General features: G+C 60.7%; 16 protein-coding genes and 3 pseudogenes. 8 read left to right on the plus strand and 11 right to left on the minus strand.

Annotated elements, in window-relative coordinates:
• The first annotated feature begins 126 nt into the window (after positions 1-126).
• The gene (locus IPM54_43705; protein MBK9266682.1) at positions 127-732 is read left to right on the plus strand and encodes a hypothetical protein; all 606 of its coding nucleotides are present in this window, start codon (positions 127-129) and stop codon (positions 730-732) included.
• A gap of 22 nt (positions 733-754) precedes the next feature.
• On the opposite strand, the gene IPM54_43710 is transcribed toward IPM54_43705, so the two are convergent.
• From IPM54_43710 to IPM54_43725, 4 genes are all read right to left on the minus strand, one after another.
• Entirely contained in the window at positions 755-1852 is a 1098-nt protein-coding gene (locus tag IPM54_43710) for an alpha-hydroxy-acid oxidizing protein (protein MBK9266683.1), read from the minus strand.
• Positions 1852-2346, minus strand: coding sequence for a hypothetical protein (locus IPM54_43715; GenBank protein ID MBK9266684.1), 495 nt, complete (start codon positions 2344-2346; stop codon positions 1852-1854). Before IPM54_43715 ends, IPM54_43710 begins: the two co-directional genes overlap by 1 nt.
• Before the next feature lie 182 nt (positions 2347-2528).
• Complete coding sequence (locus IPM54_43720) at positions 2529-4208, minus strand: hypothetical protein (protein ID MBK9266685.1); 1680 nt, start codon at positions 4206-4208, stop codon at positions 2529-2531.
• Complete coding sequence (locus tag IPM54_43725; protein MBK9266686.1) at positions 4208-5518, minus strand: hypothetical protein; 1311 nt, start codon at positions 5516-5518, stop codon at positions 4208-4210. Before IPM54_43725 ends, IPM54_43720 begins: the two co-directional genes overlap by 1 nt.
• A 261-nt stretch (positions 5519-5779) precedes the next feature.
• Between IPM54_43725 and IPM54_43730 the strand changes: the two are divergent.
• A pseudogene (locus IPM54_43730) lies at positions 5780-6320 on the plus strand (dihydrofolate reductase).
• Between the two features lie 23 nt (positions 6321-6343).
• Here IPM54_43730 and cysC read toward each other — a convergent pair.
• From cysC to IPM54_43760, 6 genes and pseudogenes are all read right to left on the minus strand, one after another.
• The gene (gene cysC, locus IPM54_43735) at positions 6344-8041 is read right to left on the minus strand and encodes an adenylyl-sulfate kinase (GenBank protein ID MBK9266687.1); all 1698 of its coding nucleotides are present in this window, start codon (positions 8039-8041) and stop codon (positions 6344-6346) included.
• Positions 8042-8047: 6 nt separating this feature from the next.
• Entirely contained in the window at positions 8048-8596 is a 549-nt protein-coding gene (locus IPM54_43740; protein ID MBK9266688.1) for a Mov34/MPN/PAD-1 family protein, read from the minus strand.
• Positions 8590-9541 (minus strand): annotated as a pseudogene (locus IPM54_43745) (cysteine synthase family protein). Before IPM54_43745 ends, IPM54_43740 begins: the two are co-directional and overlap by 7 nt.
• Complete coding sequence (locus IPM54_43750; GenBank protein MBK9266689.1) at positions 9541-9816, minus strand: MoaD/ThiS family protein; 276 nt, start codon at positions 9814-9816, stop codon at positions 9541-9543. Before IPM54_43750 ends, IPM54_43745 begins: the two are co-directional and overlap by 1 nt.
• Before the next feature lie 38 nt (positions 9817-9854).
• Positions 9855-10820 (minus strand): cysteine synthase A, encoded by a 966-nt coding sequence (gene cysK, locus IPM54_43755; protein ID MBK9266690.1) that lies wholly within the window; start codon positions 10818-10820, stop codon positions 9855-9857.
• A 9-nt stretch (positions 10821-10829) separates the two neighbouring features.
• Positions 10830-11306 (minus strand): Rrf2 family transcriptional regulator, encoded by a 477-nt coding sequence (locus IPM54_43760; protein MBK9266691.1) that lies wholly within the window; start codon positions 11304-11306, stop codon positions 10830-10832.
• A 99-nt stretch (positions 11307-11405) separates the two neighbouring features.
• Between IPM54_43760 and IPM54_43765 the strand changes: the two genes are divergently transcribed.
• From IPM54_43765 to IPM54_43790, 6 genes and pseudogenes are all read left to right on the plus strand, one after another.
• Positions 11406-12140, plus strand: a complete 735-nt coding sequence (locus tag IPM54_43765; GenBank protein MBK9266692.1) for a hypothetical protein — start codon at positions 11406-11408, stop codon at positions 12138-12140.
• A complete protein-coding gene (locus tag IPM54_43770) occupies positions 12137-12694 on the plus strand; it encodes a M23 family metallopeptidase (GenBank protein MBK9266693.1) in 558 nt (185 codons plus the stop codon). The genes IPM54_43765 and IPM54_43770 overlap by 4 nt, the downstream gene beginning before the upstream one ends.
• Positions 12695-12787: 93 nt before the next feature.
• Complete coding sequence (locus IPM54_43775; protein ID MBK9266694.1) at positions 12788-13423, plus strand: hypothetical protein; 636 nt, start codon at positions 12788-12790, stop codon at positions 13421-13423.
• Positions 13424-13434: 11 nt separating this feature from the next.
• On the plus strand, positions 13435-13749 hold the full coding sequence (locus tag IPM54_43780; protein MBK9266695.1) for a hypothetical protein: 315 nt from the start codon (positions 13435-13437) through the stop codon (positions 13747-13749).
• Positions 13750-13785: 36 nt separating this feature from the next.
• A pseudogene (locus IPM54_43785) lies at positions 13786-15492 on the plus strand (acyl-CoA dehydrogenase family protein).
• Between the two features lie 138 nt (positions 15493-15630).
• On the plus strand, positions 15631-15963 hold the full coding sequence (locus tag IPM54_43790) for a hypothetical protein (protein ID MBK9266696.1): 333 nt from the start codon (positions 15631-15633) through the stop codon (positions 15961-15963).
• Between the two features lie 5 nt (positions 15964-15968).
• Here the strand turns inward: IPM54_43790 and IPM54_43795 are convergent, their stop codons facing one another.
• Positions 15969-17546: an ATP-binding protein gene (locus IPM54_43795; GenBank protein ID MBK9266697.1), complete on the minus strand. Its 1578-nt coding sequence runs from the start codon at positions 17544-17546 to the stop codon at positions 15969-15971.
• Between the last annotated feature and the right edge of the window lies 1 nt (position 17547).

Here is a 17547-nt window from a genome sequence, read left to right on the forward strand (position 1 = left end):
TAGTCGCGGTCATCGTAACCGATCGCGAACGAGGACTCCACGCCGAAAGGGACAGGTGCGTCACTCTTGCAAGCGTCGACGTAAAGCCCGAAAACTCATACGCTTGGCGAGGATCTCACCATCGTCATGCGTCTTCGCCAATGCAATCTCGCGCCCCTTGCCGCTCTTGCACTCGCGTTTGCGATGGCACTCGTCAGCGCTTGCAAGTCGCAAGCATGCGTGCCCGGTAAGCAGGTTGCGTGTGCTTGTCCCGGCGGAAAGCAAGGCGTGCAAGCCTGCGATGCGGATGGATCGCGGTACTTGCCGTGCATCTGCACGAGCACGCCCACGCAAGCGACTGCACCCGCATTGGCTCCACCCCCGCGACGAAAGAAACAAATCCGCTGCGGATCGCTCACGTGCGATACCGCGTGTTGCGCCACGTTCAACCCGCCCACGTGCACCAAGGATCCGACGCAGTGTGCGCGTACGGATCAAGGCGAAGCCGTCGTCTACGAGTGCGATGGGCCGGAAGACTGCGTGACGGGAAAGGTTTGTTGTCTCGTTCCAGAAAAAACCGTGATCGGTGCCGTCTGCGTCCCCAGAGAAGAATGCAGCGGCAGCTTCCAACATCCGCGATATGGGATCATGGTCACGGTCAAAAAGGTTTGCCATGCCAACTTCGACTGCGACGTGTCGGAAATGTGTGGCCCTTTCGCCAACGCAACGGATATTTTGACCTGCAACAAATAAGACGAACGGTTGGTCTCGACAATCAACGCACACGTTTTTCGACGAGCGACCGATCGATGGTTTCGATGGACGAACACCCCGCAAGCGCCATCGCGGTCGACAGTTCTTCGCGGAAAATCTCGAGCACCGAACGGACTCCGGCCGAACCACCCACGGCAAGTCCCCAGAGCACGGGACGGCCAATCATGACCGCTCGAGCTCCGAGCGCGAGCGCTTTGAGGACGTCGCTGCCCCAGCGAATTCCGCCATCGACGAGCACGGGCACGCGTCCCGCGACGGCATCCACGATGCGCGGAAGGACATCGAGCGTTGCGGGGGCACCGTCGAGCTGCCGAGCTCCGTGGTTTGACACGACAATCCCCGCGGCGCCTGCATCGACGGCTCGCAATGCATCGTCGGGACGAACGATTCCCTTGAGCAGCACGGGCAGACGAGTCATCCCGCGCAGCCATTCGACGTCCCGCCACGTGAGCGATGCGTCGTGCCGTGAAGCGATGTAACGTGCAAGCGCCGAGCTCGATTGAATGCCCGCCATTCCGGCGGCATCCACGAGGTTTGCCATGACGAGCCCCGCGGGCAAACCAAAACCATTACGCACATCGCGTATGCGACGTCCGAGCACGGGCGTATCGACGGTCAATACAATGGCCTGAAACCCCGCCGCTTCGGCGCGCGCCACGAGCGATTGCGTGAGCTCGCGATCTTTGTGCACGTAGAGCTGAAACCAAAGGGGGCCCTGGGATACGCGTGCGACGTCTTCGATGGATGTCGTCGCAAGCGTCGACAACGTGTAAATGGTGCCGGCTTCGGCGGCGGCGCGCGCCGTCGCCAATTCGCCATCGGGATGCGCCAAACGGTGATACGCCGTTGGAGCGATCAAAATGGGCATCGACACGGGAATGCCAAGAACGCTCGTCGACAGATCACGCAGCGACACGTCCACGAGAACGCGATAATGGATTTCCCAGCGGCGATATGCGCGAACGTTTTCTCGAAGCGTGCGTTCGGCGTCGGCCCCCGAACGATAATAATCCCATGTCATTCGAGAAAGCGCCGATCGAGCAGCTTTTTCGAATTCGGGTATGCAGATGAGCGAAGAAACGGGTACGCTGGCGGGCATTACCAATTCACCGCAATGATCGAGGAAAAACCCGCCGACGGGGCCATGGACGGGCTCCCTCGCGAAAGCGTATCGGGCACGTCGAGCGTCGACAATGCTTCGAGCACGCAATGGCGCATCGAATCGCTCATGCCCGTCGACCCAGGATCAATCGTAATGCGCGCCGAGGTCTTGGTCCCGACGACGCGCAGGCGAATCGTACCGCCGCCCGAATTGGCTCGACATTCGGACATCGACGGCTTCGACGCCTCGAGGATCGCCTGAGCAAGCGCCTCCTGCCCGGGTTCCACTTGCTCCACGGCCACTCGCGGTGCAATTGCCCCAGCAGGCGAAGGCTCCGCTGCCGCATGGTGCCCCCCGGGTTCGGTCGCGGAAGGAGCAGGCTGCGCATTCGCCGCATCGGAATTTCGCGGGCGAAGAGGAGGCGGGGCGGGCTCGATCTGGTGACATGCGCCCAGCACCGACAGTACGACGAGGAGGCTTGGCCGAAACATCGCAACGAGCATAGCGCTTCAAAGGCGAACGCGGGGAGGGTACGAGAAAAAAAATACGCCCGGCTTTCATGCGTGAGGGCACTCGTCCACGGAAACCTCAACGGACTCGGATGGCAGCCAGCACCTTGCCGACTTTTCCGAACGCATGTGATCGCCTCTTCGATCTCACTATGGCGGCACGCTCAATCCGGCAACGTCCGCATGAAGACGAGCGCATCGGCTTTGCCCGCCGACAAACGAAATTCCGCAATGGCTTTCGCAGGCACGTCGGATGCACATCGACGATCGGCCACGACAAACCTACCACGCGTTACGGTATTTTCGCCAGTAGAAGCATCGGCCAAACGCATGTCGAGACCCGCGCCGACGCGATCCAGCGCAGCAACCACTTCGACGCACGCCTTCGCTGGGACGTCGATGGGAAGGGTGGCGCGACTGCTCGCATCGAGAGACAAATGCACAGAGCCCGCAGCAGACGCAGCAGAAGCGCGTACACCTCCAGCATCGAGCACGGCAAGAAGGCGGCTGGCAGCCCAAGGGTGCGCGACGAGCAGCGGCGGCGCGAGTTTGTCCTTACGTAACTCGATGGCGTACGGCCCCGGCCGGGAATAGGCCTCGACGTCGATTCTTGCCGGCCCGCCCGCGCCGCATGCAAAAAGCGTCACCCCTGCCCCTCCCCGTCCTTCTGCCAAAAGCACGCCGCGTTCGTCCCATAACGCCGCACCCACATCGGCGAGTGGTTTGCCCGCAATGACATCGAGCCTCGAGCAGCCCGCAGGTAGGTCCACCGCAATGGGCGTTCGACTTCCGAGTTTTGCGGCTGCCGTCGTCACGAGTTTCGCCGCGCCATACCCTTTGTCCACCAAGCGTTTGTCGAGGTCCGCACGCGCTTCCGATAACTCACGCGGCTCCGTGACGTATTCGGCACGCGCACAAGGCTCGATGAATCCAGCCGCGCCAAGCCGAGAACGACTCGCGACGACCGCAACGACGCCCGTCGATGCCCGAGGCCGCACGGCGATCGAAATCTCCGCAGACGAGGCCGAACAAAGCACGAGCGCTCGATCACGACCTCGATCACGACCCCGAGCGACGATGCGTCCCGCGGCATCTTCCGCCACGACTTCGAGCGAACCCACTTCTTCACCCGGCGAAACGAAGACATCGAGGCACCTGTCGGGCTCGAGCGGCACGGTCATGCGTGTTGCTGCTCGAGGTGCAACGGGCAGCGCTGCACGCCGTACGTCCTCCCATGCGCCTCCCAGCCACGCGCGATGCGCGAGCAGCTTCGCTTCGAGGCCCGGCCACGCTTCGAGGCGCCCGGTTTCACCTCCGGAACGCCCGCGGGTGCCAGCCACTTTTTCCACCGCAGAAGTGGCCGCCGGGGGTAGCGCCTGCACACCAATTCCAACGAGCCCGCCGCCCGAAACGACTCGCGCCGAAACGAACAGACGCCGCGGATGCGGAGGGCAAATCAAGACGGCCGGGCGCGCATCGCTCGATTCGTCGACGCCAAAGGTTGCTCCATCGTCTTCGTACGCAAAGAGATCGACATCGACCACCGATGCGGAGCCTCGTGCGATGACGAGAGCACACGATTCATCGGGAATGGAGATGAATGCGCCTGTCCGATCTCCCTCGGACAAATACGTCGACGAGACGACTTCGAGTGGTCCGGCACCAGCTTCGCGAGCGCGCGCCGCATCCGTCACGAGAAGCGCCTCTGCATCGGCATGCTCGGGAAGGATTTTTATTTTTGTTTCCTTCGGCGAGCGCGCAGGTTTTACCGCAGCGCCGCAGCTCGTACACACGAGCGCGACGAAGACGGCTGTAGCGTGCGCGATCGTTTTCGAAGAGCGCATCAGGTCGAGCCCCCACCGAGCGGAAATAGTGCAAATACCCAGAAGACGTTGCTTCCGCGCGCATCGACTTCGATCCGAGCCGCGCCTTCACTTTCTGAACAGAAGGCGAGACCCGCTCCTTCAGGCCTGTCGATGACATCATCTCGGACAAACCGATCCCCGACCGTCGCATGGATCCGCATGCCGCGAGGTTCGCCGCGAAGAACCGACACCGCTGCAAAGTAACAACGACCGGGTTCGATGGATACGGGAATCATCGTTGGTCCCGACGAACCCATGGACTCGAACGCGGCGGGCGTCGTCGGAGCGGGAGCACTCCTTCGCCTGAATGCGAGAGCAAACCCGGCACGTACGCGAGCGCCCCAGTGATTTGGAATGGCCTCGGGCAAAGGCCACGCGGCGTCCGTCACCATCACGGGTACGGCGCCGGATGCGCCGCCGTACACGACGGCAACGCGCGACGGTTCACCCACGCAGAAGTCGAGCCGAGCATCCGCGGTTTCGGCGCGATCACGAGCGAGCACACGACCGGAATCGTCTCGCACCTCGGCGTCGACGTCGGTGGCTTGATGCGGAAAGGAGGTCGGCACCGCGGCCATGACGGAAATGCGGTGACAACCCTCGGACAAACGCAGCCGGGTTTGTCCGGCCCCTTCGGGCATCGCGACGACGGAAACGCGCGAAAAGGACTGCCTCGCTTGGCACGAGCTCGCTGTTCGGGCGCGCACGACACGTTCGGCGAGCGGCCCTGGTTCGAGCGGTCTGCCGGGATTGCCTCGCGGGGCGACGACCCCTGCGACGCGTTCCGAAAGCACTTCGCGCGCGTCACCGAGCGACGATGCCGCACGCGCAACGACGGTGTCGATGGCGCCTCGAGGCGAGCGCATGGTGACGGCAATACGCGCGAGCTCTTTGCGCTCTTGGTTGCAACGCGTCAGCGTCGCGACACCGATGCCGCTGCGTGTGCTTTCCGCATCGAGCGAAAGCGCGGGGTGACCATCGGGCAAGGGGAGCACATCGAGCGGCATGCCATCGCGCAGGGGCGTGGCAACGTAGTCGATGGTTGGTGCACCAAGCAAAGCGACGGTGATGCAACCTGGGGCTGCGGCATCGAGCACGTTCGGTTCGATCTCGAGGATCCTGGTTTGCCCGTGCTCGGCAAAAACAGGCTTCGGCCGGTGCGTACGGGCGCCACGCCGAGTCCATTCGGTTGCGAGGCGATCGGCATCTTCGACGAGATCGGCAGATGCGACAGGTGCAGCGAAGAGGACTGCGACGGCGATGAGCCATGCGTGGATGTTCGTCGACATGATCCATCGTGCCGCCCTTGTGCGGCGCACTTCACGATCGGGTCTGTCCGGACAAATCGCCACGTTTCCTCGATGAATGGAGCGAGCCGAGCTGGGGGGCAGGAGCATAGACGCGAAGAGCTTTCCACGCATCGGATTCGTTGCTTGCGTGAGTCATTCACGTGAGGGCGGTCAAAGGCGCAGCGTCCGCGTGTCGCGTCGACGGTTGCGAGATGTCCGGAATTTCGTGTACGGTGCGCGGTTCCGAAGGTTGAACCACCCATGACAATCCGCGCCTCCGTATTCATTGCTACGAGCCTCGATGGATTCATTTCTCGCAAGGACGGCAGCATCGATTGGCTGAACGAAGCGAATACAACCATTCCACCGGGCGAAGATTGTGGTTACAAGGCTTTCGCCGATTCGGTCGATGTGCTGGTGATGGGTCGCCATTCGTTCGATATGGCGCACGTTCGACCCGTGGCCGTACGGGGACAAACGCGTCGTGGTGCTGAGCAGCCGGCCGGTCGAGATTCCGGCGGAGTTGACGAAAACGGTCTCGTGTTCATCGGAGGCGCCGGGTGCATTGATGCGACGCTTGGAAACGGAGGGTGCGACGCATTTGTACGTGGACGGCGGGATAACGATTCAACGATTTTTGGCGGCGGGATTGATTGACGAGCTGACGATTACGTTGATACCGGTGCTGCTCGGCGAAGGGCGACCATTGTTCGGAAAACTCGACAAGGATGTGAAGCTGACGCTATTGCGGTCGAAGGCGTACGATTTTGGATTCGTGCAAGTGACGTATTCGACGCGGTAACAAGGTGTCATCCAGCCCCAGATTCAAGGTCTGGTAGCTAATTCTACATTCGTTCCATCCGTCGTCGTCAACGCACGCGCAAGTACGCCGACCACCTCATCCCGAACGACGTCTCCCGAAATCGGCTCGCTGGCTGCAAGCTTATCGAGTATCTCCGCCTCCGATAACGTCGCCATCGCCGCACCCTCCGGCACACTTCGGGCCGTCACCATCGAGTTTGTCGCGGAACAGAACCCAGCGTCATCGAATACGAGCGGCACGATCGCCAGCTCACCCGGGGCAAATAGGCGGAATGCGTCACGCACATCCACGTTGGTCCCCTGCCCCAACACGACGTGCGAGCATCCATGATTCTGACATACGATTGCATCGACAATCGCAGCCCGCGATCCCACGGCAAACCCTCCGAGCCCCGCAGTCGACACAACGCGTTTGGCAGGAAAATATTTTTGTATGAGCACCTCGTGACACGAAAGCCGCGCAGGCAGCGGCACGCGATCGGAACCGTCCAGCACCTGCCACAAGAGCCCCCCCGCCACGTCGAGCGCCATACGCGCCACATGCTCCTCCGCGCGGCGCGGAAGCACGCGCGTACGCATGCCCGCGACAAACCGCAAGGACAACGCTTCGAATGACGCACGCGTCTCCGCCGGCGTTCGGACTTCGACTCCATTACGTAGCGCATGCTCGCCGAACACCCGAACCTTGCCGCCCACAAAAAGACGACTACGCGCACGCTGTCGCAGCATTTCCGGATCGGCCTCGCCAAACGGACCCACCATCGTTCGACCTCGAACGAGTTCTTCCGGACAATACACGTCGCTGACGTCGATCACACCCAAAAGACGCCCATCGCGCGATCGAAGCGCCGCTTCGGCACCCGGACGAAGATCACGCGCCACATCATCGGACACGGGCAAACCCACAGGGACCGGCCAAGGCAAACCATTTTCCAAACGCATCTCGGCAAAGACGCGTAGCCAATCCTTTGAGGTCAAAAAACCTTCGAGCGGCGAATACGCACCCGTCGCCAAGAGCTCGACGTCGACCTCGCTCTCCGCATCCAATTCGATCACGCGCAGGGCTCGCGCCGCTTCCGAGAGCGCTTCTGCTCGCTCCCCCGCCACTCGACACAGCGCGAGATGCCCACCATGCGGCGCCGCAAGCGACGACAACTGAACAGCCGAAGCCGCGCGCGCCGCGATGTATTCACGCTGTTCGAGCGTTGCAAGGATCTTGGCGAGACTCTCCTCTTTCGTCTCGCGATCCGTGTACACCACGACCTCGGGCGCCAAAGGTTCCTCGTACGGATCGTCGATCCCGGTAAAACCCTTGATTTCCCCAGCCAGCGCCTTGCGGTAAAGACCCTTGGGATCACGCGCCGCGAGCGCTTCGATGGACGAACAGCAGTAGACCTCGACAAACCTTCCAGCCTGCGCTCGTTGTTCGTCGCGAATCGCCCGAAAGGGACTTATCGCAGCCGTGATCGCGCACGCTCCGCTACGCGCGAGGAGCTTGGCGACAAACCCGATGCGGCGGATGTTCGTATCGCGATCTTCGCGAGAAAACGTGAGCCCCTTGGACAGGTGCGTCCGAACTTCGTCGCCATCGAGCACTTCGACATGTACGCCGCGTCCACGAAGAGCCGACGCAAGCAGCGCGGCAAGCGTGCTCTTGCCTGCCCCAGACAAACCCGTGAACCATACGACGAAGCCGCTCACGATGCTTCATCCATCGACGATCGTCAGGTTCGTTGCGACAAACGATCGCGCGGATGCATCCCACACGAAGAGCCGATGCTCGTCGATTTTGCCTGCTCGCACGCTCGTCACGAGAAACGCGAGCGGCCACGCAGGACCAGTCCCCATCGAGATCGCGCCTCCCTCGGTCTCCGGCGGCTGCCCCATGCTCATGACCGCCGCATCCGTGGGGCTGAAATAGGCGCCTGCATCGAGGTGCGAGTGGTACAAGACTTTGACGGGTTTGCCTTCGGCCGCCGAAGTTCGCACGGCATCGTCGAATTTCTTTTCATTGAATGAAAAAAAAGTTCGTGCAGTACGAAAATATCGTTCTGGATCGATGGCGTGAAGCTTGTTCGCCACGTTCGTCATGACGACGCATTCGTCACACAAAAGCGGAGAATCCGCTGGGCCCCGCAGGTATCCACACGCTTCTTCGTCCGCCGCGTAACCTCGAAGGGCGTCCTTTTCGACGACTTCGAGCGCGCTGCGCGTAATCGAAAGATTGCCGCCCGTCCAGGGAACATCATTCACCATAAATAACGTTTCTCCCATTTCATTGGAGCAAAGTACCTGTCGCCGCGATCGCACACGATGGTCACCACACACCCGCCGCCTTGTTCGCGATGCAGCTTTTTGGCAACTTCCACCGCGGCAAACACCGCCGCACCGCTCGAATGCCCCACGTGCAAAGCTTCCTCGCGCGCAAGCCGATCGGCCATGTCCCAGCCATCTTCGGTCGATACCCGGAGCGTTTCGTCGTACGCATTTCGATCGTGGATTTCCGGCACGAGCGACGATTCGAGGTGCTTCAGCCCTTCAAGTCCGTGCAGGGGTTCGTCCGGCTCGACCGCCATGCAGCGAATGGGCCGCGTATGTTCTTTCAATCGCCGCGACGTACCGACGATCGTACCGGTCGTACCGAGTCCCGCCACGAAATGCGTAATGCGATCGCCGACGGCATCGAGAATTTCAACGCCCGTGCCGTAGTAATGCGCCAAAAGGATTGTTTTGGTTCGAGTATTGATCAGGGTAGTAGTATGTTTCGGGATCCTTCGCGACGATTTCTCGCACGAGTCGAATGGCACCGTCGGATCCTTCCATGGGATCGCTGAAGATGATTTCGGTGCCAAACGCTCGAGCAATGTCTTTGCGCGCTTTGCTGACGTTCGACGGCATGACGAGGCGCACGGGAATGCCGAGCGCCGCGCCGAAGAGCGAATACGCGACACCCGTATTGCCGCTCGGCGAATCGATGAGGATCTTGCCGCCGCCGAGCTTTCCTTCTTCGAGCGCTTTCGTGATCATTCGAAGCGCAGCGCGATCCCTGACCGACCCGCCCGGATTGGCAAACTCGAGCTTGGCGTACACTTCGACGCTCGGCGCATCACGCGCAACACGTTCGAGCCGCACGAGCGGCGTATTGCCAACCGCCTCCGTCACCGATTGAAGGCGGCGTGATCGCACGAGCGACGAGCGCATCACCGCACGCCACCGGCAATGGCCGGAACGATGGAAATTTGCTCGTGTCCCTTCAATTCGGTCTTGAGCCCGTCGAGGAACCGAATGTCCTCGTCGCCGACGAAAATGTTGATGAAGCGGCGAACGCCCTTTTCGTCGAGAAGCCTATCTCGAATTCCCGGATATTTCGCTTCGAGGTCTGCGACGAGCTCGCCGACGGTCGTGCCCGACGCTTCGACTTCGTCCTTGCCCCCGGTGAGCGTGCGCAGTGGAGTGGGAATACGAACGGTTGCCATGTTTGTCTCCAGAGTCTATGTGATGCTTGGTGGTCAAACTACCTGAAGTATTCGTCGAGGCTGAAATAACGCTCGCCCGTGTCGCACAGAACGGTGACGACGGTGGACGATGGGCCGAGCTCGCGTGCGACGTCGAGCGCAACGCGTACGGAGGCGCCGGCGCTGATGCCCACGAGGAGCCCTTCGCGTTTGGCCAGAAGAACCTTGGTGTCGTACGCGGCGAGATCGCCGACGGTGCGCACTTCGTCCACGGCGTCGGGGTGATAGTTTTCCGGGACGAACCCGGCCGCGAGACCCTGGATTTTGGTGGGTCCACGTTCTCCGCGAGAAATGGTGGCGCAGGTTTCCGGTTCGACCGCGATGATACGCGGCGCAGGTTTTCGTTTTTTGAACACTTCACCGACGCCGCTCACGGTGCCGCCCGTGCCGACGCCGGCGACGAATGCGTCAATGCGTTCATTGGCGAGAGCATGCAGGATTTCGCGGGCCGTCGTTTCTGCATGCACGCGGGGGTTTTGCGGATTGTCGAATTGACCAGGGGAAAACGCCAATGGCGTGGAAGCAACGATTTCGCGAGCTTTGGCGATCGCCCCTTCCATTTGCGCTTCGGGTTCCGTCAAAATGACTTCGGCGCCATACGCTTCGAGCAGTTGCCTTCGTTCGAGCGACATGCTGGCGGGCATCGTGAGAATGCAGCGGTAGCCTTTGGCCGCGCAAACCACGGCGAGACCAATCCCCGTATTGCCGCTCGTCGGTTCCACGACGACGCCGCCTTGGACGAGCGCTCCATTGCGTTCGGCTTCTTCGATCATGGCGAGGCAAATTCGATCTTTGACCGACCCGCCAGGATTGTATTGTTCCGCCTTGGCAAACACGCGACCTCGAGGCGTTTCGCGATCGATGTTCCGGAGCTCGTAAAGCGGCGTGTCGCCGATGAGGTCGAGCACGGAGCTCACCACGCGAGGGTGAGATGGCAGCGGCGGCAAACGAGCAGGTTCGTTCATCGAGCGCACCTAAATCACGTACGTCGCGCGGTCACGTCCGCGCCGACGAACCCCGAGAGAAACGCCTTTTTCACAAATGTCGGCAATGGATATGGAGTCGAAACAAGATTCGATATTGCCTGCAAGCTGCTTGAACGCGGCTGCCGGCGCGTCGGGACCCGGCCGAGCGTCTCGCGCTTCTTCATCGGAAGAACATACGACGATGGGGCCTTCGAGCGCTCGAAACACATCACCGAGCGATATTTCCGCCGCAGGCCGGGCCAAATGATACCCACCGCGAGGTCCGCGTTTGGCGCCGATGAGACCGGCCTTCTTCAGATCCTGGAAGATCTGTTCGAGAAAACGCACGGGAATCGTCTCCCGATCGGCAATCTCTCGAATCTGCGTGGCACGACCCTCGTTGTGAAACGCAATGTCGAAAGCGCACGCACTCCATAGCGGCCCTTGTTGGACAACTTCACGGGAAGGCGTTCTAAGTTGTCGCATCGGAAAAGTCAAGTACATATTTTTCCGCGGGCAGCCGAACGATTCCGGACAGTTGCGATGCACCTGGTGATAGAAGAACGGCTGAGGAGGCAGTTCTTCATGGCTTCATACGACAAAAGCTTTTGCGGCGCGTTAGGCGCCACGCTGGCCGGCTTGATGTTGTTTTCGTTCGGTGGCTGCAACGGCGCCGCATCGACGGGCACTGGTGGTGATGGAGGCGGCGATGGCGGCGATGGTTGGGGGACCGGATCGAGCGTCAATGCGGGCGGCGGCGGTGGAATGGGCGGTATCGGCGGAATGGGCGGCGGGGGCAATGGTGCAGGAGGAGCGACGACTTCGAGCAGTAGCAGCAGCTCGAGCGCGAGCAGCAGCTCATCGAGCTCGTCCGGCGGATCGACGGATCCTTGTGCAGGAGCCGCGGATGGGAAGCATTGTGGCTCGGCGCTCGGGGGCTTGGCCGATCACGGCAGCCTTTACACGTGCAGCGGCGGAAGCACGACGAACGCGACGCCGTGCGAGCTTGGATGCGTAGACAACGCGTGCAAAGTGCAAATGCAGCAGGATCCTTGCGCATCGGCGATGTCCGGCAACGGAGCTTATTGCGGCGGGTCGCTCGCTGGAGGTGATCCCAATGCGCTTTACAATTGCCAAAATGGATCCACGGCCGGCAAGCAGAATTGCCCCAATGGTTGTCAAGTCAATCCGCCGGGCGTGGCGGATGCGTGCAAAACCGGCGGAGATCCGTGTGCGAATGCGGTATCGGGCAATGGGCTTTATTGTGGCGCGACGATCGGGGCGATGCCAATGCGCTTTACAATTGTCAAAACAAGATGACGGCGGGCAAGACCGATTGCCCCGCGGGTTGTCAATTGAATCCTCCCGGCACGCCTGATTCGTGCAAGTCCACTGGCAGCGGATCGTGCTGCGTCGCGAAACCACCGGGGGTGCTCACGCAATCGTACAGCGCTTGTGGTGCGGGCGGGAGTCATTACGGGATTGATTTGGGCACGCCGGTCGGCACGCCCATTTATGCGCCCATGGCAGGAACGGTCGTCGGTAGTGCGCTCGGGTTCCCCAACTGTTACAACAATGGTTGCAGCTCGAGCTGCTGGAATTCGTTCAACTACGTGAAACTGAAGTCCGATTGCGGCGATCCGAACGATTCGAACAAGGACTTCTTCGTCTATTACCTGCACATCGACGGTTTGCCCGGGGGCATCGCGAATGGAACGCACGTCGAGCAAGGACAGCTCTTGGCGTACAGCGGGAATTCCGGGTGTTCGTCCGGACCGCACATTCACATCGAAACCGTGAGCGTGCCCAAAGGTCAAAACGCATCGCTGAACACGTGCAACTCGGTCAATCCCGCCACGAGGTATTGTCCGTAAACGACCACACGGACAAACCACTTCGGAAAAACTCGTCCCAGTCGGAAAAACCTCTCGACAACATCTCGACTTTTGCCACACTCGGCCTTCTCCATGGTTCGTCAGCGATTGGATCTGTTTGGCAAAAACCTCGTGCATGGCACAGTCGAGCTGCATGGTAGCGCCGTCATGGAGGTCGAAATTCCGCCCACGGATGCCATGCGGCTCGATCTCTGGTTCGTCCCGGACGTAGCAAAACGACGTAGCGCGCCGGTCTTCACGGGCGCGCTGCGTGCCATTACGAGTGAGCCGACGGTCATCGAAATTTGGAGCGACACTGTCGATAAGCGCGAATTCCACGACTCGTTCTACAAGCGGCACGCTTGGCTCCGGGTGCTCGAGATGCGCGAAAAACGGGCTCTGCCGATCCCGTGGCTTTGGCACATTTGCGCGGGAAAACCCCAAAGCGTCGCCGATGGCTTCGACTTCAGGCAGATCGACGGTTTGTCTGGGTGTTACACCACCGCGACGCGCGATTGGCATGTGTCCATCGTCGTCGTCGGCGAGCTGCCCAAAACGCGAGATACCGTCCTCTTGCGACTGCTTGGTCATCCGCCCGTCCGCCGACAAGCCCTACGCGAGATCGACGCCATGCCTGACGATGCCTGGGAGAAAGACCTTGCAACAGGCTGGGTCAGACGGGTACAATTCGACTTGCACGACCCCAATCGTTGCCGAATGGGGAGCTGAAGGAGTTCGTCATGGACCTTCTCACGTGGGCCCGCGAAGAGAGGAAAAAAGATAGGGAAGAATTCCGCGAAGAATTCCGCAAGGAGCTCGAACCGCAGATCAAGCGAGAGCTCGAACCGCAGATCAAGCGAGAGCTCGAACCGCAGATCAAGCGAGAGCTGGTCGAGAACATCGTCGCTCAACGACTCGGTCGATCGCTGACCGCAGATGAACAGAAGACGCTTGCAGATCGTGTAGGCGAGCTGGGCGCGGAACGTGTGATAGCCCTCGGTTTCGACCACTCGCCGGCTGACTTTGCCGCGTGGTTGGATTCCCAGGAAAAATAAGTACATTGCCCGTTTGCCTTGCCCGACCTGAAAATCATGGCTTTTTACCAATCCCCCCCTACGCTCGGAAACCAGTTCGATGACGACCGCGTGCTCGGTGCCTACCTGAAGCGCACGCTTTCGCCCGATGTGCACGCTCGGGTCGCTCCGGAATTGCGAGCGATGGGAGAGCTCGCAGGCAATGAGCTGTATCGCATGCAGCTCGAAGATCGGCTGAACGAACCGCGGCTCGTGTCGTGGGATGCGTGGGGCAAACGGCAAGATCACATCGAAGTGTCGCCTCTATGGAAAAAAGCGGCACGCATCGCATCCGAACACGGGCTCGTCGCCGCGGCCTACGAGAAACAGTCCGGCGAAGCTTCGCGCATCCATCAGTTCGCGATGGTGTACTTGTTCGATCCATCCACCGACGTCTACACGTGTCCGCTCGCAATGACCGACGGAGCCGCCAAGACGCTGCTCGTACATCGCAACGTGCACGACGAGAACGACTTTGCCGCACACGCGTACAAGCGGCTCACGTCGCGAGATCCCGAAACAGCGTGGACGAGCGGTCAATGGATGACGGAACGCACGGGCGGATCGGACGTGGGTTTGACCGAGACCGTGGCGCGCGCCGCCGAGGATGGTCGTTATCGATTGTACGGAACGAAATGGTTCACGTCGGCAACGACGTCACAAATGGCACTGACGCTCGGACGGCCCGAAGGCAATCCCTCCGGCGGCCGAGGCCTGGCTTTGTTTTTCGTCGAAGTGTTTGGCTCGGATGGACGAATGAACGGCATTTTGGTCAATCGTCTGAAGGACAAACTCGGAACGCGTAAAGTGCCAACCGCGGAATTGACGCTCGACGGAACACTGGCGACCCCGTTCGAGGTACTTCCGATGGGATTCGCAACATTGCGCCAATGCTCAACATCACGCGCACGTGGAATGCCGTTTGTGCAGCCGCGGGGATGCGTCGAGGCGTAGCGCTCGCCCGAGATTATGCCAAGCGACGCGTCCAGTTTGGCGCCGCATTAACGGACAAACCACTGCACGCCGACACGCTCGCTGGATTGCAGGCCGAAACCGAAGGCGCGTTTCACCTTGCATTTCCGGGCCGTCGAGCTTCTGGGACGCGAAGAAACCGGCGTGATCACGGAATCGGAAGGACGCCTGCTCCGCCTCGTCACGCCGCTCGCGAAACTGACCACGGGCAAACAAGCCGTGGCCGTGCTGAGCGAAGTGCTCGAATGTTTTGGAGGCGCGGGTTATGTCGAAGATACGGGGATCCCGCGGCTCTATCGCGACGCTCAAGTGCTTCCGATATGGGAAGGCACGACGAACGTGCTGTCGCTCGACACGCTTCGAGCCATTCAAAAAGAAGGACCGCTCGAGGATCTGCTGGCTGAGGTCCGCACGCTCGCCGCATCTGCAAACGACGATGCTTTGCGGTCGGCAGGAGCGCAGGCCGTTTCCGCAGCAGAACACGCGGCAGAATGGCTCGCCCGTACGTTTGCGAAAGACCCGCTCGGCGTAGAATCGGGCGCGCGAAGGTTCGCCCTGACGCTCGGCCGATCGCTCGAGCTTGCGCTTCTCGTGCGCAGCGCAGCGCACACGCTCGCTCACGATGGTGATGGTCGAGCACGTGCCGCTGCCCTTCGATTCGCGTCCCATGGCGTGGATCTCATTCGTGACGAGGACCGTTCGCTCTCCTCGGCACTCGGCAATGACGTTCCGATTACATTTGGCACGCCATAACAACGCGTTGCGTCACGCGCTTTTTATGTTTTTCCTGCGCGAGATCTCACGGGGCGGGTTATGCTTGCGCGCGCGTGGGGACGTGCTCGTTCGAGCGTCCCGGGAAGTTGACGAACGAGTGAGAAAGGTAGCCGGATCATGTACGTAGCGCGTTGGCATTTGACGGCTCGGTTTGGACACAAGGACGATTGCCTGAAGCTGCTGCAGCGATGGGAAATCGACGTTGCCAACCGGATTGGCTGGCGACCGGGATCGATCCGCATCGTCGCGGGTGGCATCGGGGCGGGCGATACGGATATCGAGTTGGAAGTGAGGATCGACGGCTTGGATGATCTCGAAAGCGCCTGGAGGGACATGGCTGCTGTGCCCTATCAGGCCGAATATCAGAAGCAGCTCAGTGAGCTCATCGTTGCCGGTTCAAGCCGGTGGACGGTTCATCAGATCGTCGACTTCAGCACGAAGGCGAGCTGAAACGTTCACGCGCGTAAGAATCGCACGGTTTTTCCTTTGATCGTCGTCGCTTCTCGGAGCTCGATGCGTCGCACCGACGCGTGTTTGTCACGACGATCAAAAACGACGAGCGTGCCCGACTCGGTCGATTGATCTTCGAGTGCATTCTCCAGCCATACGAGACCGCGCGTTTTCAAGCCGGAATCCCCTTTTCGTCGTGACACGAGCACGAACACTTCCCGCTGCTCGGCGTTTTCCGTATTCGAATCGGACGAGCTTTTGACGGCTGGCACCGAAAGGGTGACGTCGATGCGCCTTCGGGACGAACCGTAATCCACGTCGATGGTGCCGCGCCCTTCGAGCATGCGGTACAAGAATCCGAGAAAAACGAGCTCTGGAGCGACTTTTTGATAGGCGATGGCGTCGAGAAGCTCATTGCCGTGCGTCGCGTAAAACACGGCAAACCCGTGCAGGAGTGGCTCGACGGCAAGCCGTCCGTCCGTCAGGAAAAACTGCGACGGATCGTCGGTGAAGGCGCGCTTTGCGCATTTTGCGAGGAGGCGCGGGATGATGGCTCGATGAATTCGTCCTTCGATTCGTGCGGGATCGTCCTTGGCAACAAGGCCGATATCCCGGACAAACCGCACATCGTCTTCGGACGCCGAGGCGATTTCGGCTGTTCCGGCAAGCAATGGCTCGATGACCCGGCGCACGCGCGATTCAATCAGGCGCGATTCCAAAGCGTCGATTGACGAGACGCCTTGATCGACGAGGCGGCGAAACGCGGCAATCATGTGTGACTTCGTGATGGTGCCTGGACACGGGACCATTTCCGCAGCTTCGCGTCCGAGCGCCTGGACGAAAAAGGGATGTCCCGCGGAAGCCTTGCGCACGAATGTCACGGCACCCGAGTCCACGACTTGCTGCGTTTCGACGGTGTGTTGCGAATAAAGCGCACGAATTTCATCTTCGGTGAATGGCGGAAGCACGGGCGACGCCCAAAACCGTTCGAACGGTCCTGCGGAAGCAATTTTCGTGGAATCGTCCGGCATCCGGGGAGCATTTTCATGCAGATCGAATTGGCATGACAAACCAATCGACCACGGGAAATGACTCGGGCGCCTGGAAAAACCCGCTTCCAATTGCCGGAGAACGGATTCGAGGGCGCTGCCGTGGAGGCTATCGACATCGTCGAAGAAGAGGACGATGGGCAAAGGACAAACGCGTGCCCAAGCGCTGAGTCCTTCCCATAGGCGCGTGGCATCGGCGGACGCGGGAAATGGCGGAGGACGTAGCGCGGACGGCAAATCCTGTTCGGCAGCGATGCGAATTGCAGAAAGCAGAGCTTCTTGGACGAGCACGAGGTCGCTGCGCGCTGGTGATGCAACGGCTGCGGAACACACGAGCGCCGCATGACGTCCTTCGGCATTGAGCGTCTCGGCAAGCGCACGAAGCGCCGTGGTTTTTCCCGTTCGTCCGGGCGATCGCAACACGAAATACGCACCTTGATCAACGAGGCATTTCGCTTCGGCAAGCCGAGGCGCCGCGGGCAGAAGGTAGTGACGCGCTGATTCGCACGGACCGTCGGTGGTGAAGGTTCGCATG

The organism is Polyangiaceae bacterium (genome assembly GCA_016715885.1).
Lineage (GTDB): Bacteria > Myxococcota_A > Polyangia > Polyangiales > Polyangiaceae > Polyangium.